We start from the raw sequence: 17,223 nt of genomic DNA on the forward strand, positions 1-17,223 counted from the left end.
AAGAGGGGCTCGTTGTTAGTGAAATGATTGAAGTAGTTAGCGCGGCTTGACCGTCGCGCCTTGCGTGCCGGTCAGTACGGCGTTGGCCCAGTTGCCGCAGACCTGGGCCGGGTGGGCGCCGCGCGCGCCCAGGGTGCGCAAACTGAGCTGGCTCAGGCCGCGCACGTCGATTTCGGGCTTGACCACCCCGGGAGCCGTGACCAGGCCGCTGTCGTACAGCAGCCGCTCACCGCTCCAGACCTGGAATTGCAAGCCGCCCGCGCTGCGGCAGCTATCGTCCACGCCCAGGTCGGCGCGCAGCAGATTCCAGTTGCCCGTCAGCTGCAAGTCGATGCGGCTGGCAGGTCCCACGCCGAGGCCCTTGCGGAACCACAGCCCGTTCATGCGCATCTCGGCGGCCTTGCCGGCCGGCCGGTCTTTCGCGACAGTCTTCGGCAGCGCCAGGTCCGACAGATAGCGCTGCACCTCTTCTCCTTCGGCCACGCGGTGTTCGAGCACGCGGAATTCGGACAAGGTCACGGGCGCCACGTCGGTCGCCAGCGCCGCGTCGAACGCGCGTGCCACCGGCCCGGCCTGCGCCGCCGTCACCATCGGGTCGGTGGACGCCGCGCCGTCGCCTTCCGGATTTTGCGTGCTCATGACGCGGAAGCGCAGCAAACGCCCTGCCGTGGCGGGGAAATTGATCGTCTGCACGCCCTGTTCCAGCTTGAGGGTGCCCCGCTGCAGCGCCGCGCCCCAGTCGCCGTTGTTGTCGCCGACGTAGATTTCGTAATCCCGCACCTGGCCATGCTTCCAGTGCTGGTCGTTGCGCGGCGCCAGTTCGATACCATCGACCAGGCGCCGTTCCGTAAAGCCGATCACCCATTCATGGGGACCGCTTTTCACGGACGGGCTGCGCACGGTGCGGAACCACGTCTCGGGCTTGCCGTCGAAGGCGTTTTCCAGCGGATAGCCGCTTTCTTCCGCCGGACGCGCCACCACCTGCATGGCGTCGGCCGGCAAGGCGCGGCCCGGCACGGGAGCGGCGGGGAAATCGGCATCGCTTCTCGCCACGGCCTGCGCACCGGCCACCTGCAAGGCCAGGGACTGGCGGATATCCTGCGCCGCCACTTTCACGTGCAAGGTGCCTTGCCTGTCTGCCGCGTCGAAATACCAGCCTTCGACCGCCTTGTCGTAGGCGGCACGATCGGCGGACGCCGCGAGCAGGCGTTCGCCCGCCCTGACGGCTGCCGGTCGCTGGCCCGCCAGCATGCGCAGCGCATAGCCGCGGCGCGCTTCCTGGCCCTGGTACTTGCCCTCAACGGCACCGATGTCGACCTGCACGTCGGCGCCCGTCTGGCGCATGCGGATGATTTGCTGGCTGAAGGCGCCGCCCTGGTACTGGCGCGTGTTGCCATCGTCTTCATACAAGGTGTACTGGGAATCGCCGTGCGGGTAGATATCGAGCGTCAGCTGGTCCTTCGGCTTCTGGCCGTCGTACAGCATTTCCGGATACATGGGCAGGATGGCGCCGGCGCGCACGAACACGGGCAGCTTGTCCAGGGTGACCTGGAGATCGAGGTCGCGCCCTTTCGCGTCCGCCGTGGCCTGGCGGCCATCCCAGTAGTCATACCACGTACCCTGCGGCAGATGGATGCCCTTGCGCCAGCCGCCGCTGACGGCCTGGCTGCGGTAGACGGGCGCCACCAGCACGTCGCGGCCCAGCAGGAATTGATACTTATACGCTTCCGTGTAGGCGGCCGGGTCTTGCGGATAATCCCACATCAGGCCCCGCACCAGCGGCGCGCCCGATTGCTCCGCTTCGCGCACCAGCGTGTACATGTACGGCGTCAAACGCATCTTGAGCTTCAGATAGCGGCGGTTGATGTCGCGGTACGGCTGCTCGAACCACCACGGATGCTTGCGCTCGGCCGCGGCCCAGCCGGACATGCCCATCAGGACGGGCGTAAAGCTTTTCCACTGCAAATCGCGCAGATAGGTTTCCGGGCTGCCGCCGAAGATGGCGTCGACGTCGCCCGAGGCATACGCCTGGCCGGAAAGACCTGAGCCGATCAGGGTCGGAATGTGCCAGCGGATGTAGTCCCAGCTGGCGCTCTGGTCGCCCGTCCACGCCACGGCGTAGCGCTGGATGCCGGCCCAGCCCATCACCGTCCATAAAAACGGGCGGCTGTCGGAGTTGTTCAGGATGCCGTCATAGGCGGACTTGTTCGCATCCATGGCAAATTGATATCCCTTGCCCGTCCACGCCACGTCCAGCTTTTGCACGCGGCTGCCCGCCTGCCCCACTTCCCAGGCGATCTTGTCGACGCCGTTTTCCGTCCACAGGCCCGTGCGGAAGCCATAGCCGGCCAGGCCCTTCACCGTTTCCGGCAAGTTCGTGTAGCCGCAGCCATAGCCGTCGTTGGGCAAAATCCAGCCGCCCGGCATGTCGTGGTCTCGGTACTGGCGCGCCACGTTTTCCACCACGTCCGGCGTCTTGCCCGTGGGGCCGTCGCTCCAGCCTTTCGGCACGGAGCCGGGCTTTTTCACGTTGTCGCCATCGTTGTAGCAATCGGCATCGCCGTATTCGAGCGCCCAGCGGGGCAGCATGCGCGCGCGGCCCGTCAAGTCCGTGTAGCGGGCGACGACGTCGCGCAAGTCCTTGCCGACGAAGAAATACGCATCGAAGCGCCCTTCCGCGTGCTGCAGCGAGATCTGTTCCTTGTCGCGCAAATCGTAATTGCCGTCGGACCAGGTATTGCGCAGCATGCCCCAGCCCCGTGAACTCATGAGGAATGGCGCGGGATTCGGCCGGTCGCCCTCTTCCCAGCCGCCCGAATACGACACGGGCACCTGCTTACCCTTGAATTCGAAGCGGCCATTCTGCTGCCCGCCGCCGAAGTAACGCTCGCCCGGCAAGCTCGACAGCACCTGCACGCCCTGCTTGTCGTCGAGCGACAGCGGCTGCACTTCGCGCCACAGCGGCACGGCGTCGCCCTTGCGGTACAAGGTAAAACGCAAGGGTTTGCGGTCGATGCGCAGACTCAGGGCTTCGGTGCGGATCACGATATGCTCCGGCTGTTCATCGATCTCATACGCCACCTGCGCGACAGGCTGGCCCACGACGATGGGCGCGGCCTTGTCGCCGGGTCCCGTCAAGCCGCCCTTGCCGCCCGCCTGGATGCGCAGCACGTCCGCCTGCGGCAGGCTGATACGCAGCTGCATGCCCGTGTCGCTGCGCACATCCCAGCCCAGCGCCTCGCCCTTGGCCACGTCGGCAGCACGCACCGCACTCAAGCTTGTCAGATTGCCGATAGGCGCGGCCTGCAGGCCGGGGGCAGCCAGGGTGGCGAGGGCGGCGAGGACGCAGGCGGCAAGGGCGCGACGGGGAAGCGGGAGAGGTTTCATCTGCTGGCTTTCAGAATTGATTCAATGAAATTACTTTAAGAAGAAAAATAAATATCGTCAACAAAAAGAAAGTTAAAGCGGCAATTTATTAATAAAATGCCCAGGATTGGCGCGTTTTTCTTACGTTTCACCAAAATGTCACAAAACATACTTTCGTTATCGTCGCATTTCAGCGACAGGCGGCGGCAGGACTGGGTTTCATGCGGCACCGCAACACGAATGCGGTCCAGGAAAACACCCATACGACGCCATTATTTCGCAAGCCGCACAACAATTTACTTTCGTTTTACTTTCGTATTTGACTTTTCGAAATTTAGTATTTATGCTTTCTCCAACAAACACTTTACTGACCTCTCATGACTACCCTTCTTCAGCGTGACATTCAAACCTGGCGCGACATCGGCGGCCTGCACACGGCCGAGGAAATCGCCCACCAGCCCGCCATCTGGCGCGCGCTGGCCGGCATTTTGCGCAAGGAGCAAGCCGGCCTGGCCGCCTTCCTGGGCGATGCGCTGTCCAATCCCCTGCAGCGCGTGATCCTGACGGGCGCCGGCAGCTCGGCCTATGTGGGCGAAATCGTCGTCGACACCCTGAACGCCGCCTGGCCCGCGCAGATCCGCGCCATCGCCACCACCACCCTGCTGACGCACCATGAGCTGTACCTGGAAGCGGATGCACCCACCTTGCTCGTGTCGTTTGCCCGCAGCGGCGACAGCCCGGAAAGCCTGGCGGCCGTGGAACTGCTGCGCCAGGTCGTGCCCGGCGCGCGCTTCCTGAACATCACCTGCAACGCGGACGGCAAGCTGGCGCGCCAGGGCGCCAACGACGACCATACCTATAACCTGCTGATGCCGGAAGGCAGCTGCGACCGCGGCTTCGCCATGACCAGCAGCTTTAGCAGCATGCTGCTGGCGGCCCTGTCGGTGCTGGGCAAGGACGTCGACGTGGCGCGCCTCGAGACCCTGGCGCAGCTGGGCGAAGACGCCCTGCGCGACTGGTCGGCGCCCGTGGCGGAGCTGGGCTCGGCACCGGTGCAGCGCGTGGTCTACCTGGGCAGCGGCCCGCTGGAAGCGCTGGCCAAGGAAGCGGCATTGAAAATCCTGGAGTTGACGGGCGGCCGCGTGATGGCGATGGCAAATACCCCGCTGGGTTTCCGCCACGGCCCGAAATCGGCCGTCACCACGGAGTCGCTGGTGATCCTGCTGCGCAGCAGCAAGCCCCTGGCGCGCCAGTATGAAGACGATCTACTGAAAGAACTGCAGCGCGACAGCGTGGCGCAGCGCTGCCTGACGGTGGGCATCGGCGGCGACTTATCTGCCAACTTGGCGGCCGACTTATCTGCCGACTTAGCGGCCTGGCCCGACGCCTGGCTGGCGCCGCTGTGGCTGCTGATGGCGCAGCAATATGCGCTGCACCAGTCCGCGCTGCTGCAACTGCGCCCCGACAATCCATTCGCCGGCGGCATCGTCAACCGTGTCGTGCAGGGCGTCACCATCTATGGCCATGACCAATTCTAATTCCATCCAGGGCTTTCACGGCATCGACATCGGCGGCAGCAAGATGGAGCTGGTCGCGTTTGCCGACCGCGACGGCGCGCTGAGCGAGGTATTCCGCGAGCGCGTGGCCACGCCGGGCGACGATTTTGCCGCCTTCGTGCAAGCGATCGTCGGCCTGGTGGCGCGCGGCGACGCGGCCCTGGGCACGACGGCGCCCGTCGGCATCGGCTTGCCCGGCGTGATCGACAGCGCCAGCGGGCGCCAGCTCAGCTCCAACGTGCCGGCCCTGAACGGCCGCCTGGTGGCGCAAACCCTGCAGCAAGCCTTGCAGCGCCCTGTCGCCATCGGCAACGACTGCCAGTGTTTCGCCCTGTCCGAGGCGCAGGGCGGCGCGGCCGACCATGCCGCCAGCATGTTCGGCGCCATCCTCGGCACGGGCGCCGGCGGCGGCTATTGCGTGGGCGGCCAGCTGCTGCGCGGCTTTAACGGCGTGGCCGGCGAATGGGGCCACTGGAGCCTGCCCGCCACCCTGCTGGCGCAGCATGGCCTGATCGACTATTCCTGCCCGTGCGGCAAGGCGGGCTGCCTGGAGCGCTACGTTTCCGGCCCCGCCATGAGCAAACTCCATGCGCACTTTGGCGGCGACGGCGCCGAACCGCTGGCCATCGTGGCCCGCGCCAACATGGGCGACGCCGTGGCCGAACGCACGGTGGCCGTGCACCTCGACTTGCTGGGCCACGCCCTGGCCGGCCTGGTGCTGGCCTACGACCCGCACGTCATCGTGCTCGGCGGCGGCCTGTCCAAATTGCCGCACCTGTACGACAAGCTGCCGGCCGCCGTGAAGCGCCACCTGTTCCCCGGCGTGCACGTGCCGCCCATCCTGCCGCCCCGCTTTGGCGACGCCGGCGGCGCGCGCGGCGCGGCCCTTTTGATACGACAACATATAAAGGCGTCAACATGATGAAGCAAGCGGAAAACCCGAGTTTTACCCTGTCGCCCATCCAGCAAGTGATCAAGGCGCACCGCCGCGGCGAGCGCGTGGGCCTGTACGCCGTCTGCTGCAGCCACCCGAGCGTGCTGCGCGCCGCCATGCGCGTGGCCAGCGAGTACGACACCGTGCTGCTGGTCGAAGCGACATCGAACCAGGTCGACCAGTTCGGCGGCTACACGGGCATGACACCAAACGTTTTCCGCGACACCATGCTGGCAATGGCCCGGGAACAGGGCTTCCCCGCCAGCCGCCTGGTGCTGGGCGGCGACCACCTGGGTCCGAACGCCTGGCAGCACCTCGATGCGGCCACCGCCATGGACCACGCCGAAACGCTGATCGCCGCGTATGCGTCGGCCGGCTTCCATAAAATCCACCTCGATTGCAGCATGCGCTGTGCCGACGACCCCTTGCTGCTCGACGATGAAACCGTGGCCGCCCGTTCGGCGCGCCTGTGCATCGTCGCCGAAGCGGCGGCCGCCGCGGCCGGCTTCGCGCCGCCCGTCTACGTGATCGGCACGGAAGTGCCGATTCCCGGCGGCGAAGCGTCCTTGGCGCAGGCCGGCGCCGTCACCAGCCCGCAAGCGGCGCGCCGCACCCTCGACGTGCACCGCCGCGCCTTCATGGAGAACGAGCTGCATGGCGCGTGGCGCCGCGTGATCGCCATGGTGGTGCAGCCGGGCGTCGATTTCGACCAGAGCAGCATCCAGCACTACGATGCGGATGCCGCCGCCGAGCTGTCGGCCTTTGTCGCCGAGCAGCCCGGCCTCGTGTTCGAAGCCCACTCGACCGACTACCAGCGCGAATCCGCCCTGCACGCCATGGTGCGCGACCATTTCGCCATCCTGAAAGTGGGCCCGGCCGCCACCTTCGCCCTGCGCGAAGCGCTGTTCGCGCTGTGCCAGATCGAGGAAGAACTGTTGCCGGCGCACGCCACCTCGCAGCTGATGCAGGTGCTCGACGATGTGATGCTGGCCAAGCCGAAGAACTGGATCAAGCATTACCTGGGCACGCCGGAAGAACAGCGGCTGATGCGCCGCTACGGCTTGAGCGACCGTTGCCGCTATTACTGGGGCGAGCCGGAAGTGGCGGCCGCTGTCGGCAAGCTGCTGGCCAACCTCGATGCCGTGGCGATTCCGCTGCCGCTGCTGAGCCAGCATTTGCCGGAACAGTATCTGGCGGTGGTGCAGGGCAGCCTGCAAGCGCAGGCGCCGGCCCTGATCGAGCACAAGATCGGCAGCTTGCTGGCGCAATATGCGCGCGCCTGCAACCGCAATGCGGCAGTGGCCGTCATTGCCGAAGAGGCAATCTGTTAAGCTCGGTATTTTCATTTTTTACTGAGCCCGCCACCATGCGAAATACCAGCCAACGCCGTGAATCCATCCTCCAAATGCTTGCCCAGCAGGGCTCGGTGCAAGTGACCGATCTGGTGGAAAAGCTCGGCGTGTCCGCGGTCACCATCCGCAGCGACTTGAATGCGCTGGAAGCGCAAGGCATGGCCACGCGCAGCCACGGCGGCGCGACGCTGACGCGCACGCCGCCGCCCGAGCACACGATACGCCAGAAGGACGCCATCAACCACGAGCAGAAGGAACGCATCGGCGCGTATGCGGCGCGGCTGGTGGAACCGGGCGACAACATCATCATCGACTCGGGCACCACCACCATCTCGCTGGCGCGCCATCTGCGCGATGCGACGGGCGTGACGGTGGCGACGAATGGCCTGAACATCGCCTGGGAACTGGCCGACGCGCCCGGCGTGGACCTGATCCTCACGGGCGGCCTGCTGCGCAAGCAGTCGCTGTCGATCCAGGGCAGCCAGGCCGAGACCTGTCTGCAGGCCTACAGCTTCGACAAGCTGTTCCTGGGCGTGGACGGCTTCGACCTGCAGTTCGGCGTGACCACCCACCACGAAGCGGAAGCGAGCCTGAACCACAAGATGGTGGAACGGGCCAAGAAAATCATCGTCCTCACGGACGCCTCCAAGTTCGGCCGCGTCAGCCTGCACCGCATCGTGCAGCTGGACCGCGTCGATACCGTCATCACCGATGCCAGCATCAGCCAGGAATACCGCGAAGGGCTGCACAAGCTGGGCATCGAACTTTTTATAGCGGAATAACACATGCTGAGCGGCAGAATCCTTACCCCATCTGGCTGGATCACGGGCACCATCACTTTTGACCAGCGTATCGTCCAGATACAGGAAGACCCTGCCGCCGACAGCGCGCTGACCATCCTGCCCGGCTTTATCGACCTGCACGTGCACGGCGCGGCCGGCGTCGACATCATGGAAGGCGCAAACGCGGGCGCCACCGTGGCGCAGGTGCATGCGCGCCACGGCACCACCGCCCTGCTGGGCACCACCCTGACGGCGAAAGAGCCATCGATCGTGCGCGCCCTGCAAGGCCTGGCCGGCGTCATCGCCGAACGCCCCGCCAACGGCGCGCGCATGCTGGGCGTGCACCTGGAAGGACCGTTTTTGAACCTGCACCGCCTGGGCGCGCAGCCGCCCGACGTGGTGCAGGCGAGCCTGGCGCTGGTGCAGCGCTTTCACGCCATCGCCCCCATCAAGGTCTTGACCATGGCGCCGGAAATCCCCGGCCACCTGGAACTGATCCCGCAACTGGCGGCCATGGGCATCCGCGTGCAGATCGGCCACAGCGCCGGCACGTATGACGAAGGCGTGGCCGCGCTGCAAGCCGGCGTCTCCGGCTTCACCCACCTGTACAACGGCATGACGGGCATGACGCATTACGACCCCGGCATGGTGGGCGCGGCGCTGGCGCACGCGGAATACGCGGAAATCATCCCCGACCTGCAGCACGTGGCCAAGGGCGCCCTGCGCGCGGCCCTGCGCGCCATCCCGCGCCTGTACGGCGTGACGGACGCCACCTCGGCCACCGGCATGCCCGATGGCGAGTACGGCCTGGGCACGCAGCGCGTCTATAAATGCATGGGCTGCGTGCGCCTGGCCACGGGCTCGCTGGCCGGCAGCGTGCTGACCATGGACCAGGCCCTGCGCAATTTCGTCGATCTGGGCCTGGACCTGGCCGACGCCTCGAACCGTTTGTCGCTGTACCCCGCCGATTATCTGGGCGAATCCGAACGGGGCCGTTTGGCGCCGGGCGCCTGGGCCGATATCGTCGTCCTCGATTCGGCACTACAGCCAGTGTCCGTCTTCGTCGAAGGCGCGGCCATCGATCTTTCCACCCGCTAAGTAGGTCGTGGGAAATTATTGTGAAGTTATGACGAACAGAACCGGATGCTCTGCAAGGCGCCAGCTGCGACGCAGTGCGAGCACTGCTAGCAGCGGGCAACACCGCAGAGCGCCGGTTATGGAAGTCAGAAATCACAATAATTTATTGCGACCTACTTAGACCACCACAACCCACCTCAACCCCGTCCCGGAGTTACCATGCACGACACGTCACACAAGGCCCCCGTGTGGGCCATGCGCTACCTGCTATTTATTGCCGGCATGGGGGGATTGCTGTACGGCATAGACATCGGCATCATCGCCGGCGCCCTGCCCTACCTGGAATCGACGGCCTCGGTGGCGTGGAAACTGACGGCCCAGCAGCTAAGCTTTATCGTCGCCGCCGTGCTCCTGGGCTCGGTCCTCTCGTCGCTGTTCGCCGGCGCCCTGGCCGATATCCTGGGCCGGCGCTGGGTGATGTTCCTGGCCGGCGCCCTGTTCAGCGCCAGCATCCCGCTGATCGCCCTGGCCGACGGCTACACGCCGCTGCTGCTGGGCCGCCTGCTGCAAGGCATCAGCGGCGGCTTGATCGGCGTCGTCGTGCCCCTGTACCTGGCCGAATGCCTGCCCGCGCAGCAGCGTGGACGCGGCGCCGCCCTGTTCCAGCTGCTGCTGACCATCGGCCTGGTGGCGGCCGCCCTGATCGGCCTGCTGCAGGCGCAGACGGTGGAAACGGCCACGCAAGCGGCGCAAGCGTTGCCGGAAGCGGGCCGCATCGCCGCCATCTTCGCGGCCAAGGACCACGCCTGGCGCAGCATCTTCTGGGTCTGCCTGACGCCGGGCCTCGTGTTTACCGTCGGCGCCCTGCTGCTGGCCGAATCGCCGCGCTGGCTGGCGCGCCGCGGCCGCGTCGAACAGGCGCGCCAGTCGCTGCTGCGCACGCGCCTGGCCGCCGCCGCCGACCTGGAACTGCGCGACATGCTCGATACGCCCGAGAACGCGGCCAAGGCCAGCGGCAACGCCAGGGCAAAAGACCCGCTCTTGAGCCGCCGCTACGTGCTGCCCTTCCTGCTGGCTTGCCTGATCCTCGCCTGCACGCAGGCGACGGGCATCAATTCCATCCTCGCCTATGTCGTCAATATCTTGAACCAGGCGGGCCTGTCGGGCGCCTCGGCCAACATGGCGGACGTGTTGCTGAAGGTGCTGAACGCCGTGATGACGGTGGTGGCCGTGCTGCTGGTGGACCGCAAGGGCCGCAAGTTCCTGCTGATGCTGGGCACGGGCGGCATCGTCGTCTCGCTGCTGGCGGCCGGCTTGCTGTTCCGCGGCGCCGAAGCGCACCTGGCCGACGTGCGCCCCGCCATCGCCGCCCAGGTGCAGAACGACGGCCTGGCCGTGCGCCTCGATGCTGCCACCCTGACGGCCCTGGGCGCGGCCGCCGACGGCACGCCGCAGCAGCTGACCATCGCCTATGCCTACGGCCCGTTCACCAACGTGAAAAGCCTGCGCAGCGACGATCCCGTGCTGCGCCAGGTGACGATCGCCCGCGAGGACGCAGTGCAGGCCGACAGCGTGATCGGCGTGTTCTTCCGCAAGCTGCACCTCAATCCGTTCGCCGACCCGGCGGCCGGACGCGAGGCGCCGCTGCGCATCGAGAAGGCCAGCCTGGGCCCCGTGCCATCGTCCACGCACGGCTGGCTGGTGGCCGTCGCCATCTGCGTGTTCGTTTCCAGCTTTGCCGTGGGACCGGGCGTGTGCGTGTGGCTGGCCCTGTCCGAGCTGATGCCGACCCGCATCCGCTCGAACGGCATGAGCATCGCCCTGCTGGTGAACCAGTTTGTCTCGACGGTGATCGCAGCCATCTTCCTGCCCACCGTGGGCTTGCACGGTTATTCGACCCTGTTCTTCTTCGGCGCCGGCTGCACCGTGCTGTACTTCCTGGCGGCCGCGTTCTTGCTGCCGGAGACCAAAGGCAAGACCCTGGAAGAGATCGAGGCGCACTTTTCCAAGTAACCAACTGTAGCAGTCTCCTTTCCAGCCCCGGCCCACCATCCGGGGCTGTTTTTTTGCCTGTTTCGCAAGTCGACAAGACCGGCGCGCACGGCACCGTACGGTTTTCCTTCTGGAATCACGGGCGCGTGGGCTAGAATCTGGCTGCGTCGTGCTACTCACGAGGCGGCAATGGCGCCATGACAAAAACCACCAGGAGACACAGTGAGCTTATTTAGAACCAAGAATTTGGATGACATGATTGCCCACAGCAAGAAGCCGGGAGGACTGGCCAAGGTGCTGGGCCCCTTCGACCTTGTGCTCATGGGCATCGGCGCCATCGTCGGCACGGGTATTTTCGTGCTGACCGGCACGGGTGCGCTGACGGCCGGCCCCGCCCTGTCGCTGTCCTTCGTCGTGGCGGCCGTCGCCTGCTGCTTTGCCGCCCTGTGCTACGCGGAATTCGCCTCCACCGTGCCGGTGGCCGGCTCCATCTACACCTACAGCTATGCGACTTTGGGCGAGCTGGCCGCCTGGATGATAGGCTGGGACTTGCTGCTCGAATACGGCCTGGCCGCGGCGGCCGTCTCCGTCGGCTGGTCCGGCTACTTCCAGTCGCTGCTGTCGGGCTTTGGCATCACCCTGCCCGTGGCCCTGACGGCCGCGCCGGGCGCCCTGCCCGGCGTGACGACCTTCATCAACCTGCCCGCCCTCGTCATCATGCTGCTGCTGACGGCCATGCTGGGCTGGGGCGTGCGCGAATCGGCGCGCCTGAACAACATCATGGTGGCCATCAAGGTGGGCGTGGTGCTGCTGTTCATCATCTTCGGCGCGCGCCACGTGCAGCCGGCCAACTGGCAGCCCTACATGCCGTTCGGCTACCACGGCATGCTGAGCGCCGCCGCCCTCGTCTTCTTCGCCTTCATCGGCTTTGACGCCGTCACCTCGGCCGCGGAGGAAGTCAAGAAGCCGTCGCGCGACCTGCCTATCGGCATCATCGGCTCGCTGGCCGTGTGCGCCGTGTTGTACGTGGTGGTGTCGGCCATCATGACGGGCATCGTGCCGTATCAAAAATTCCTCGGCGTCGACCATCCCGTCTCGCTGGCCCTGCAGTATGCGGGCGAAAACTGGATCGCCGGCTTCGTCGACCTGGGTGCCATCCTCGGCATGACCACCGTGATCCTGGTGATGGCCTTCGGCCAGACGCGCATCATCTTCGCCATGTCGCGCGACGGCCTGCTGCCCAAGCGCCTGTCGACCGTGCACCCGCGCTTCCACACGCCGTTCTTCGCCACCTGGCTGGTGGGCATCGTCTTCGGCCTGATCGCCGCCGTGATCCCGCTCAACATCCTCGCAGAGCTGATCAACATTGGCACCCTGGCCGCCTTCACCATGGTCTCCGTCGCCGTGGTGGTGCTGCGCAAGAAGCGCCCGGACCTGCATCGCGCCTTCCGCTGCCCCGGCGTGCCCTTCGTGCCGGCGCTGGCCGTGATCCTGTGCGTGGGCCTGATGACTTTCCTCAGCTGGGTTACCTGGGTGGCCTTTTCCATCTGGCTGGTGATCGGCCTGGTCATCTATTTCGGCTACGCGCGCCGCCGTTCGCTGCTGCATCCGCAACAGTAATCGCGTCACTGCGCCATCGCAGTAAGATGGCGGTCTCGCAACCCCGCAGACCGCCATCCATGCAACCTTCCCCCGACCTCATCGCACAGCTGGACCAGAGCACGGACCAGCTCAAGCGCGCGCGCCTGCGCGGCATGCAGTGGCTGGCCGCCGGCTTGCTGCTGCTCGCCGCGCTGGTGTTTGCCGTGGCCCGCTCGCAGCGGGGCGGCCACCCCGCCTGGGGCTATGTGGAGGCATTCGCCGAAGCATCGATGGTGGGCGCGATCGCCGACTGGTTCGCCGTCGTCGCCCTGTTCCGCCACCCGCTCGGCATCCCCCTGTGGCATACGGCCATCATCCCGAACAGCAAGGCGGACATCGGCCGCAGCCTGGGCGCCTTCGTGGAAAACCATTTCATTACCGAGCAAGGCATCGCCGAGCGCATCGAGCAAGCCGATCCCGCCGCGCGCCTGGGGGCCTGGCTGATGGACGAGGCCCACGCGCGGCAGCTGGGCATGGCCGGCGCCGGCGTGGCGAAACAGCTGCTGGCGATGGCCGACCACGACACGCTGGGCCGCCTGCTGCGCGAGCAGGCCAGCGGCTACCTGGCGCAATTGAACCTGTCGGACGTGGCGGCCGACTGCATCGATGCGCTGATCGCCGACGGCAAGCCGCAGCAGCTGCTGGACTTCATGCTCGACCGCAGCGCCGCCTACCTGGACGACGAACGCCACCACGCGGCCATCGGCGACTTCGTGCTGGGCGCCTTCCAGATCGAGAACGCGCTGGTGAAAAAGGCCGTGAAAACATATGAGCCACGCATGATCGCCTCGCTGCAAAAATTCGCCCTCGCCGTGCGCATCGACCCCGGTCACCCGTTGCGCCAGCGCATCGCCGGCTGGATCGCCGACAGCGCGCTGCACCTGAAGGCCGACCCGCAGTGGCAAGCCACGGTGCGCCGCTACCAGCTGCAGCTGATCGCCAGCGATACGCTGCAAGCGATGCTCGGTGACGTCTGGAAGCATATCAGCGCGCGCCTGCTGGCCGACCTGCATGCGGATCAGCCCGTGCTGGCGCAAGTGGTCGCCGGCGTGGCGCGCAACACGGGCCTGGTGCTGGGCAGGGACGAGCATGCGCGGGCATGGCTGAACGGCGCCATCGTCGCCGGCAGCGGTTCGCTGGTGCGCCGCTACCGGGGCGAGGTGGGCGCCTTCATCGCCGGCCGGCTGGATTTGTGGAGCAAGGAAGAAATGAGCGAACGCATCGAACTGGCCATCGGGCGCGACCTGCAATTCATCCGCATCAACGGCACCATCGTGGGCGGCCTGGCCGGCTTGCTGATCTACGCCGTGAGCCAGGCGCTGTAAGCGCCATCCATCAGCCGGGCACCCTGCCAGGCAGGCCCGCGCACGACACCACGCCGCACGCGGTGCTGAACAGTGCCGGCACGCCGGCGCGCCCCGCGCCGATGCAGGCCGCGGCCGGCACCACGGCAAACAACAGCAGCAGGTAGCCGATCGCCTTCAGGCGCGGCACGGATGAACGGCGGACACCCGCGCCCGGCCCGTGCGGGTGGCCCTTGCCTGCCTCTTTGCTGCTCCTTGCCGACATCGTCGTATGCATGTCCATCTCCCGTATCGAGCCTAACTGGTCCGTCTTCACTGCATTCTGCTACATAAATTTACCAAATACAATAAATAAATGCACGGAAAAATGATTTTTTCTGTCCTAAAACAAACCGCGCGATAGAAGAAGAACGGCCGCGCCACAGGGAGACCGTGGCGAACTTCGGCTTCAGCGCCGTTCCTGCGTAGTGCTTGCGCGTGCAAAAAATCAACATAAATCATGAAAATCATAATATTCGTTGAAATCATTTTTATTTGGTGTATGATGAGCTCAAAGGAGAACGCAAGGCGATGCGGCAAGCCTGATTGCCGCGACCGCCCGGTATCTCCGCCTTCTTTGTAGGGGACAAGCACATGAACAAAACCCTGGCCTTGCGCCTGCTCGACGCCGCCGACGACGCCGCCGTCATCATCGATGCGGGCTCGCGCATCCGCTATGCGAACGACGCCATGTATGCGCTGAGCGGCTATGCCGCAGGCAGCCTGCCGGGCCAGCAGATCGAGGCGCTGCTGCCCGACGCCGTGCGCGAGCAGCATGGCGCACGGATCGGCGCATACCTGGCCGGCCACAAGCAGTCCAGGGTGCTGGGCCACAAGCGCCATTTCGCCATTCGCCACCGCGATGGCACGATGCTGCCCATCGTGCTCAAGGCCATGGACCTGGGTACCCTGGACGACGAAAACTTCATGGGCGCCTTCTTCATCGACCAGCGCCGCGAACTCGCCCTGGAACAGCAGAATGCGGCCCGCTGGCAGCAGTTGCAGCGCATCGCCCTCAGCGATCCCCTGACCCAGCTGCCGAACCGCCGCGCCTTCGAGACCGACGCCGTGCGCGCGGCCGCGCGCTCCAGGCGCTCGGGCCATCCGATGACCATCGGCATCGCCGACATCGATTTCTTCAAGCGGGTCAACGACCAGCATGGCCACGCGGCCGGCGACGCCGTGCTGCAAGCCGTGGCAGCGACGATCCAGTCCCAGGCGCGGGCATCCGACGTCGTCGCCCGCGTGGGCGGCGAGGAATTCGGCTTGCTGTTCCCCCATACGGACATGGCTACGGCGCGCCAAGTGGCCGAACGCATCCGCCTCGCCGTGGCCGACACATGCGTCGACTTCGAGCACGCGCCCATCACGGCGACGATCAGCATCGGCCTGGCGCCGCTGCCCCACGACGGCGACTGGAAAGCCGGCTTCATGCAAGCCGACGCCGCCCTGTACCAGGCCAAGAAGAATGGCCGCAACCGCGTCGGGCAGGCTTGAGCGCCGCCCGGCATCCCCCGCAGTTTCATGCATCACGCAACACCTGACAGGAGCAAGCACATGGAAACCATCACCACACATGCCGCGGCAGCGGGGCAACCGGCGCAAGCGGGCGCCCGGGAATTGCTGGTCTTTGGACTCGGCAAGGAGGAATATGCGATCGACATCGGCCTGGTGCAGGAAATCCGCGGCTACGGCGCCGTCACCCGCATCGCCAACGCGCCCGCCTTCCTGAAGGGTTTCATCCACCTGCGCGGCAGCATCGTGCCGCTGGTCGACCTGCGCATCGCGCTGGGCCAGGCAGAACCCGCCTACGACGCTTCGACCGTGGTCATCATCCTGATCTTCGCGCATGGCGCCACCGGCATCGTGGTCGACCGCGTGGCCGACGTGGTGCCGCTGGCGCCGGCGCAGATCAAGCCGCCGCCGCAGCTGCACGGCTCGGCCATGGCCGGCCATGTGACGGCCATCGGCGCCCTCGACGAACGCATGCTCATCGTGCTGGACATCGACAGCCTGCTGGCCGGCCTGGGCATGCACGCCACGGGCAGGCTGGCCGCCTGAGCCGGCCATCGCCGCCCCGCCCGCCACTGACCGCCATCCGCCGGAGATACCATGAGCATCCTGATCGTCGATGACAACGACACCAACCTGAGCCTGCTGTCGACCCTGGCGCGCAAGGCCAGCGCCATCGAGTCCGTCTGCATGAACGATCCCATCGATGCGCTGACCTGGTGCGAATCGAACGTGCCGGACCTGGTCTTGCTCGATTACCGGATGCCCAGCCTGTCGGGCAACGAATTCCTCAGCATTTTCCGCAAGATGGAGGGCATGGCCGACATCCCCATCGTCATGGTCACCACCGAAAACGACCGTGCCGTGCGCAAGCAGGCTTTTTCGCTGGGCGTGACGGAGTTTCTCACCAAGCCCGTCGACACCATCGAGTTCAGCCTGCGCGTGCGCAACCTGCTGGCCCTGCGCACGGCGCAGACCATGCTGGCCGACCGCGCCAAGCTGCTGGAACACGAGGTGGCCCAGGCCATCGCCAACGTCACGGCCAGGGAGATGGAGCTGGTCGCGCGCCTGGCGCGGGCGGCCGAATTCCGCGACCCCGAAACGGGCGCCCACATCATGCGCATGGCGCGCTACTCGGCGCTGATCGCCAGGGAGCTGGGCCTCGACGCGCAATGGCAGGACCTGCTGCTCAAGGCGGCGCCCATGCACGACGTGGGCAAGCTGGCCACGCCCGACCATATCCTGCTCAAGCCGGGACGGCTGGACCCCGATGAAATGGCCATCATGCGCCAGCATGCGAAGATCGGCGGCTATATCCTTGCCGGCAGCGACTCGCCGCTGATCCGCCTGGCCGAGGAGATCGCCTGCGGCCACCACGAAAAATACGACGGCAGCGGCTATCCGGATGGCCTGGCGGGCGAACAGATACCGCTGCCGGCGCGCATCGTCGCCGTGGCCGACGTCTTCGACGCGCTCAGCTCCGAACGCCCGTACAAGCCGGCCTGGCCTTTGGCCCAGGCGCGCCAGTACCTGGAGCAAAACAGGGGCAGCCATTTCTGCCCGCTGTGCCTCGACGCCTTCCTGGGGGCCTGGGACGAGGTGCTCGCCATCCGCAACAGCCTGCCCGACCCTGTCCATCACGACGCCCACCCACTATAAGCGAGGAGC

14 protein-coding genes are annotated in these 17,223 nt (G+C 66.2%); 11 read left to right on the top strand and 3 right to left on the bottom strand.

Going from position 1 to position 17,223, the window contains the following annotated elements:
* Positions 1–36: 36 nt before the first annotated feature.
* Together AC0V2Y_RS25255 and AC0V2Y_RS25260 are read right to left on the bottom strand one after the other, a co-directional pair.
* Positions 37–3,387, bottom strand: a complete 3,351-nt coding sequence (locus AC0V2Y_RS25255) for a TIM-barrel domain-containing protein (protein WP_475414842.1) — start codon at positions 3,385–3,387, stop codon at positions 37–39.
* A gap of 35 nt (positions 3,388–3,422) precedes the next feature.
* A complete protein-coding gene (locus AC0V2Y_RS25260; RefSeq protein ID WP_475414841.1) occupies positions 3,423–3,629 on the bottom strand; it encodes a hypothetical protein in 207 nt (68 codons plus the stop codon).
* A gap of 114 nt (positions 3,630–3,743) precedes the next feature.
* Here AC0V2Y_RS25260 and AC0V2Y_RS25265 point away from each other — a divergent pair, with 114 nt between their 5' ends.
* The 8 genes from AC0V2Y_RS25265 to AC0V2Y_RS25300 all read left to right on the top strand — a co-directional run bounded on the left by AC0V2Y_RS25265 (position 3,744) and on the right by AC0V2Y_RS25300 (position 14,025).
* Positions 3,744–4,904 carry an AgaS family sugar isomerase gene (locus AC0V2Y_RS25265; RefSeq protein WP_475414840.1) on the top strand — a complete coding sequence of 387 codons (1,161 nt, stop codon included), beginning with the start codon at positions 3,744–3,746 and terminating at the stop codon, positions 4,902–4,904.
* Positions 4,891–5,844 carry an ROK family protein gene (locus tag AC0V2Y_RS25270; protein ID WP_475414839.1) on the top strand — a complete coding sequence of 318 codons (954 nt, stop codon included), beginning with the start codon at positions 4,891–4,893 and terminating at the stop codon, positions 5,842–5,844. The genes AC0V2Y_RS25265 and AC0V2Y_RS25270 overlap by 14 nt, the downstream gene beginning before the upstream one ends.
* Entirely contained in the window at positions 5,844–7,187 is a 1,344-nt protein-coding gene (locus AC0V2Y_RS25275) for a D-tagatose-bisphosphate aldolase, class II, non-catalytic subunit (protein ID WP_475414870.1), read from the top strand. Before AC0V2Y_RS25270 ends, AC0V2Y_RS25275 begins: the two co-directional genes overlap by 1 nt.
* A 35-nt stretch (positions 7,188–7,222) precedes the next feature.
* Entirely contained in the window at positions 7,223–7,990 is a 768-nt protein-coding gene (locus AC0V2Y_RS25280) for a DeoR family transcriptional regulator (protein WP_070223655.1), read from the top strand.
* A gap of 3 nt (positions 7,991–7,993) precedes the next feature.
* The gene (locus tag AC0V2Y_RS25285; protein WP_475414838.1) at positions 7,994–9,088 is read left to right on the top strand and encodes an N-acetylglucosamine-6-phosphate deacetylase; all 1,095 of its coding nucleotides are present in this window, start codon (positions 7,994–7,996) and stop codon (positions 9,086–9,088) included.
* 198 nt (positions 9,089–9,286) lie between these two features.
* Complete coding sequence (locus tag AC0V2Y_RS25290; protein ID WP_475414837.1) at positions 9,287–11,080, top strand: MFS transporter; 1,794 nt, start codon at positions 9,287–9,289, stop codon at positions 11,078–11,080.
* Between the two features lie 201 nt (positions 11,081–11,281).
* A complete protein-coding gene (locus AC0V2Y_RS25295) occupies positions 11,282–12,679 on the top strand; it encodes an amino acid permease (RefSeq protein WP_475414836.1) in 1,398 nt (465 codons plus the stop codon).
* A 59-nt stretch (positions 12,680–12,738) separates the two neighbouring features.
* Entirely contained in the window at positions 12,739–14,025 is a 1,287-nt protein-coding gene (locus AC0V2Y_RS25300) for a DUF445 domain-containing protein (RefSeq protein WP_475414835.1), read from the top strand.
* Positions 14,026–14,035: 10 nt separating this feature from the next.
* On the opposite strand, the gene AC0V2Y_RS25305 is transcribed toward AC0V2Y_RS25300, so the two are convergent.
* Positions 14,036–14,281 (bottom strand): hypothetical protein, encoded by a 246-nt coding sequence (locus tag AC0V2Y_RS25305; protein WP_475414834.1) that lies wholly within the window; start codon positions 14,279–14,281, stop codon positions 14,036–14,038.
* A 356-nt stretch (positions 14,282–14,637) separates the two neighbouring features.
* Here AC0V2Y_RS25305 and AC0V2Y_RS25310 point away from each other — a divergent pair, with 356 nt between their 5' ends.
* Genes AC0V2Y_RS25310 through AC0V2Y_RS25320 form a run of 3 tightly spaced genes read left to right on the top strand, consistent with a single transcriptional unit; the run spans position 14,638 to position 17,214 of the window.
* Positions 14,638–15,540: a GGDEF domain-containing protein gene (locus tag AC0V2Y_RS25310; RefSeq protein ID WP_475414833.1), complete on the top strand. Its 903-nt coding sequence runs from the start codon at positions 14,638–14,640 to the stop codon at positions 15,538–15,540.
* 60 nt (positions 15,541–15,600) lie between these two features.
* On the top strand, positions 15,601–16,104 hold the full coding sequence (locus AC0V2Y_RS25315) for a chemotaxis protein CheW (protein WP_475414832.1): 504 nt from the start codon (positions 15,601–15,603) through the stop codon (positions 16,102–16,104).
* A 51-nt stretch (positions 16,105–16,155) separates the two neighbouring features.
* Positions 16,156–17,214: an HD domain-containing phosphohydrolase gene (locus tag AC0V2Y_RS25320; protein ID WP_475414831.1), complete on the top strand. Its 1,059-nt coding sequence runs from the start codon at positions 16,156–16,158 to the stop codon at positions 17,212–17,214.
* Positions 17,215–17,223 lie beyond the last annotated feature (9 nt).

The organism is Janthinobacterium sp. BHSEK (genome assembly GCF_056174685.1).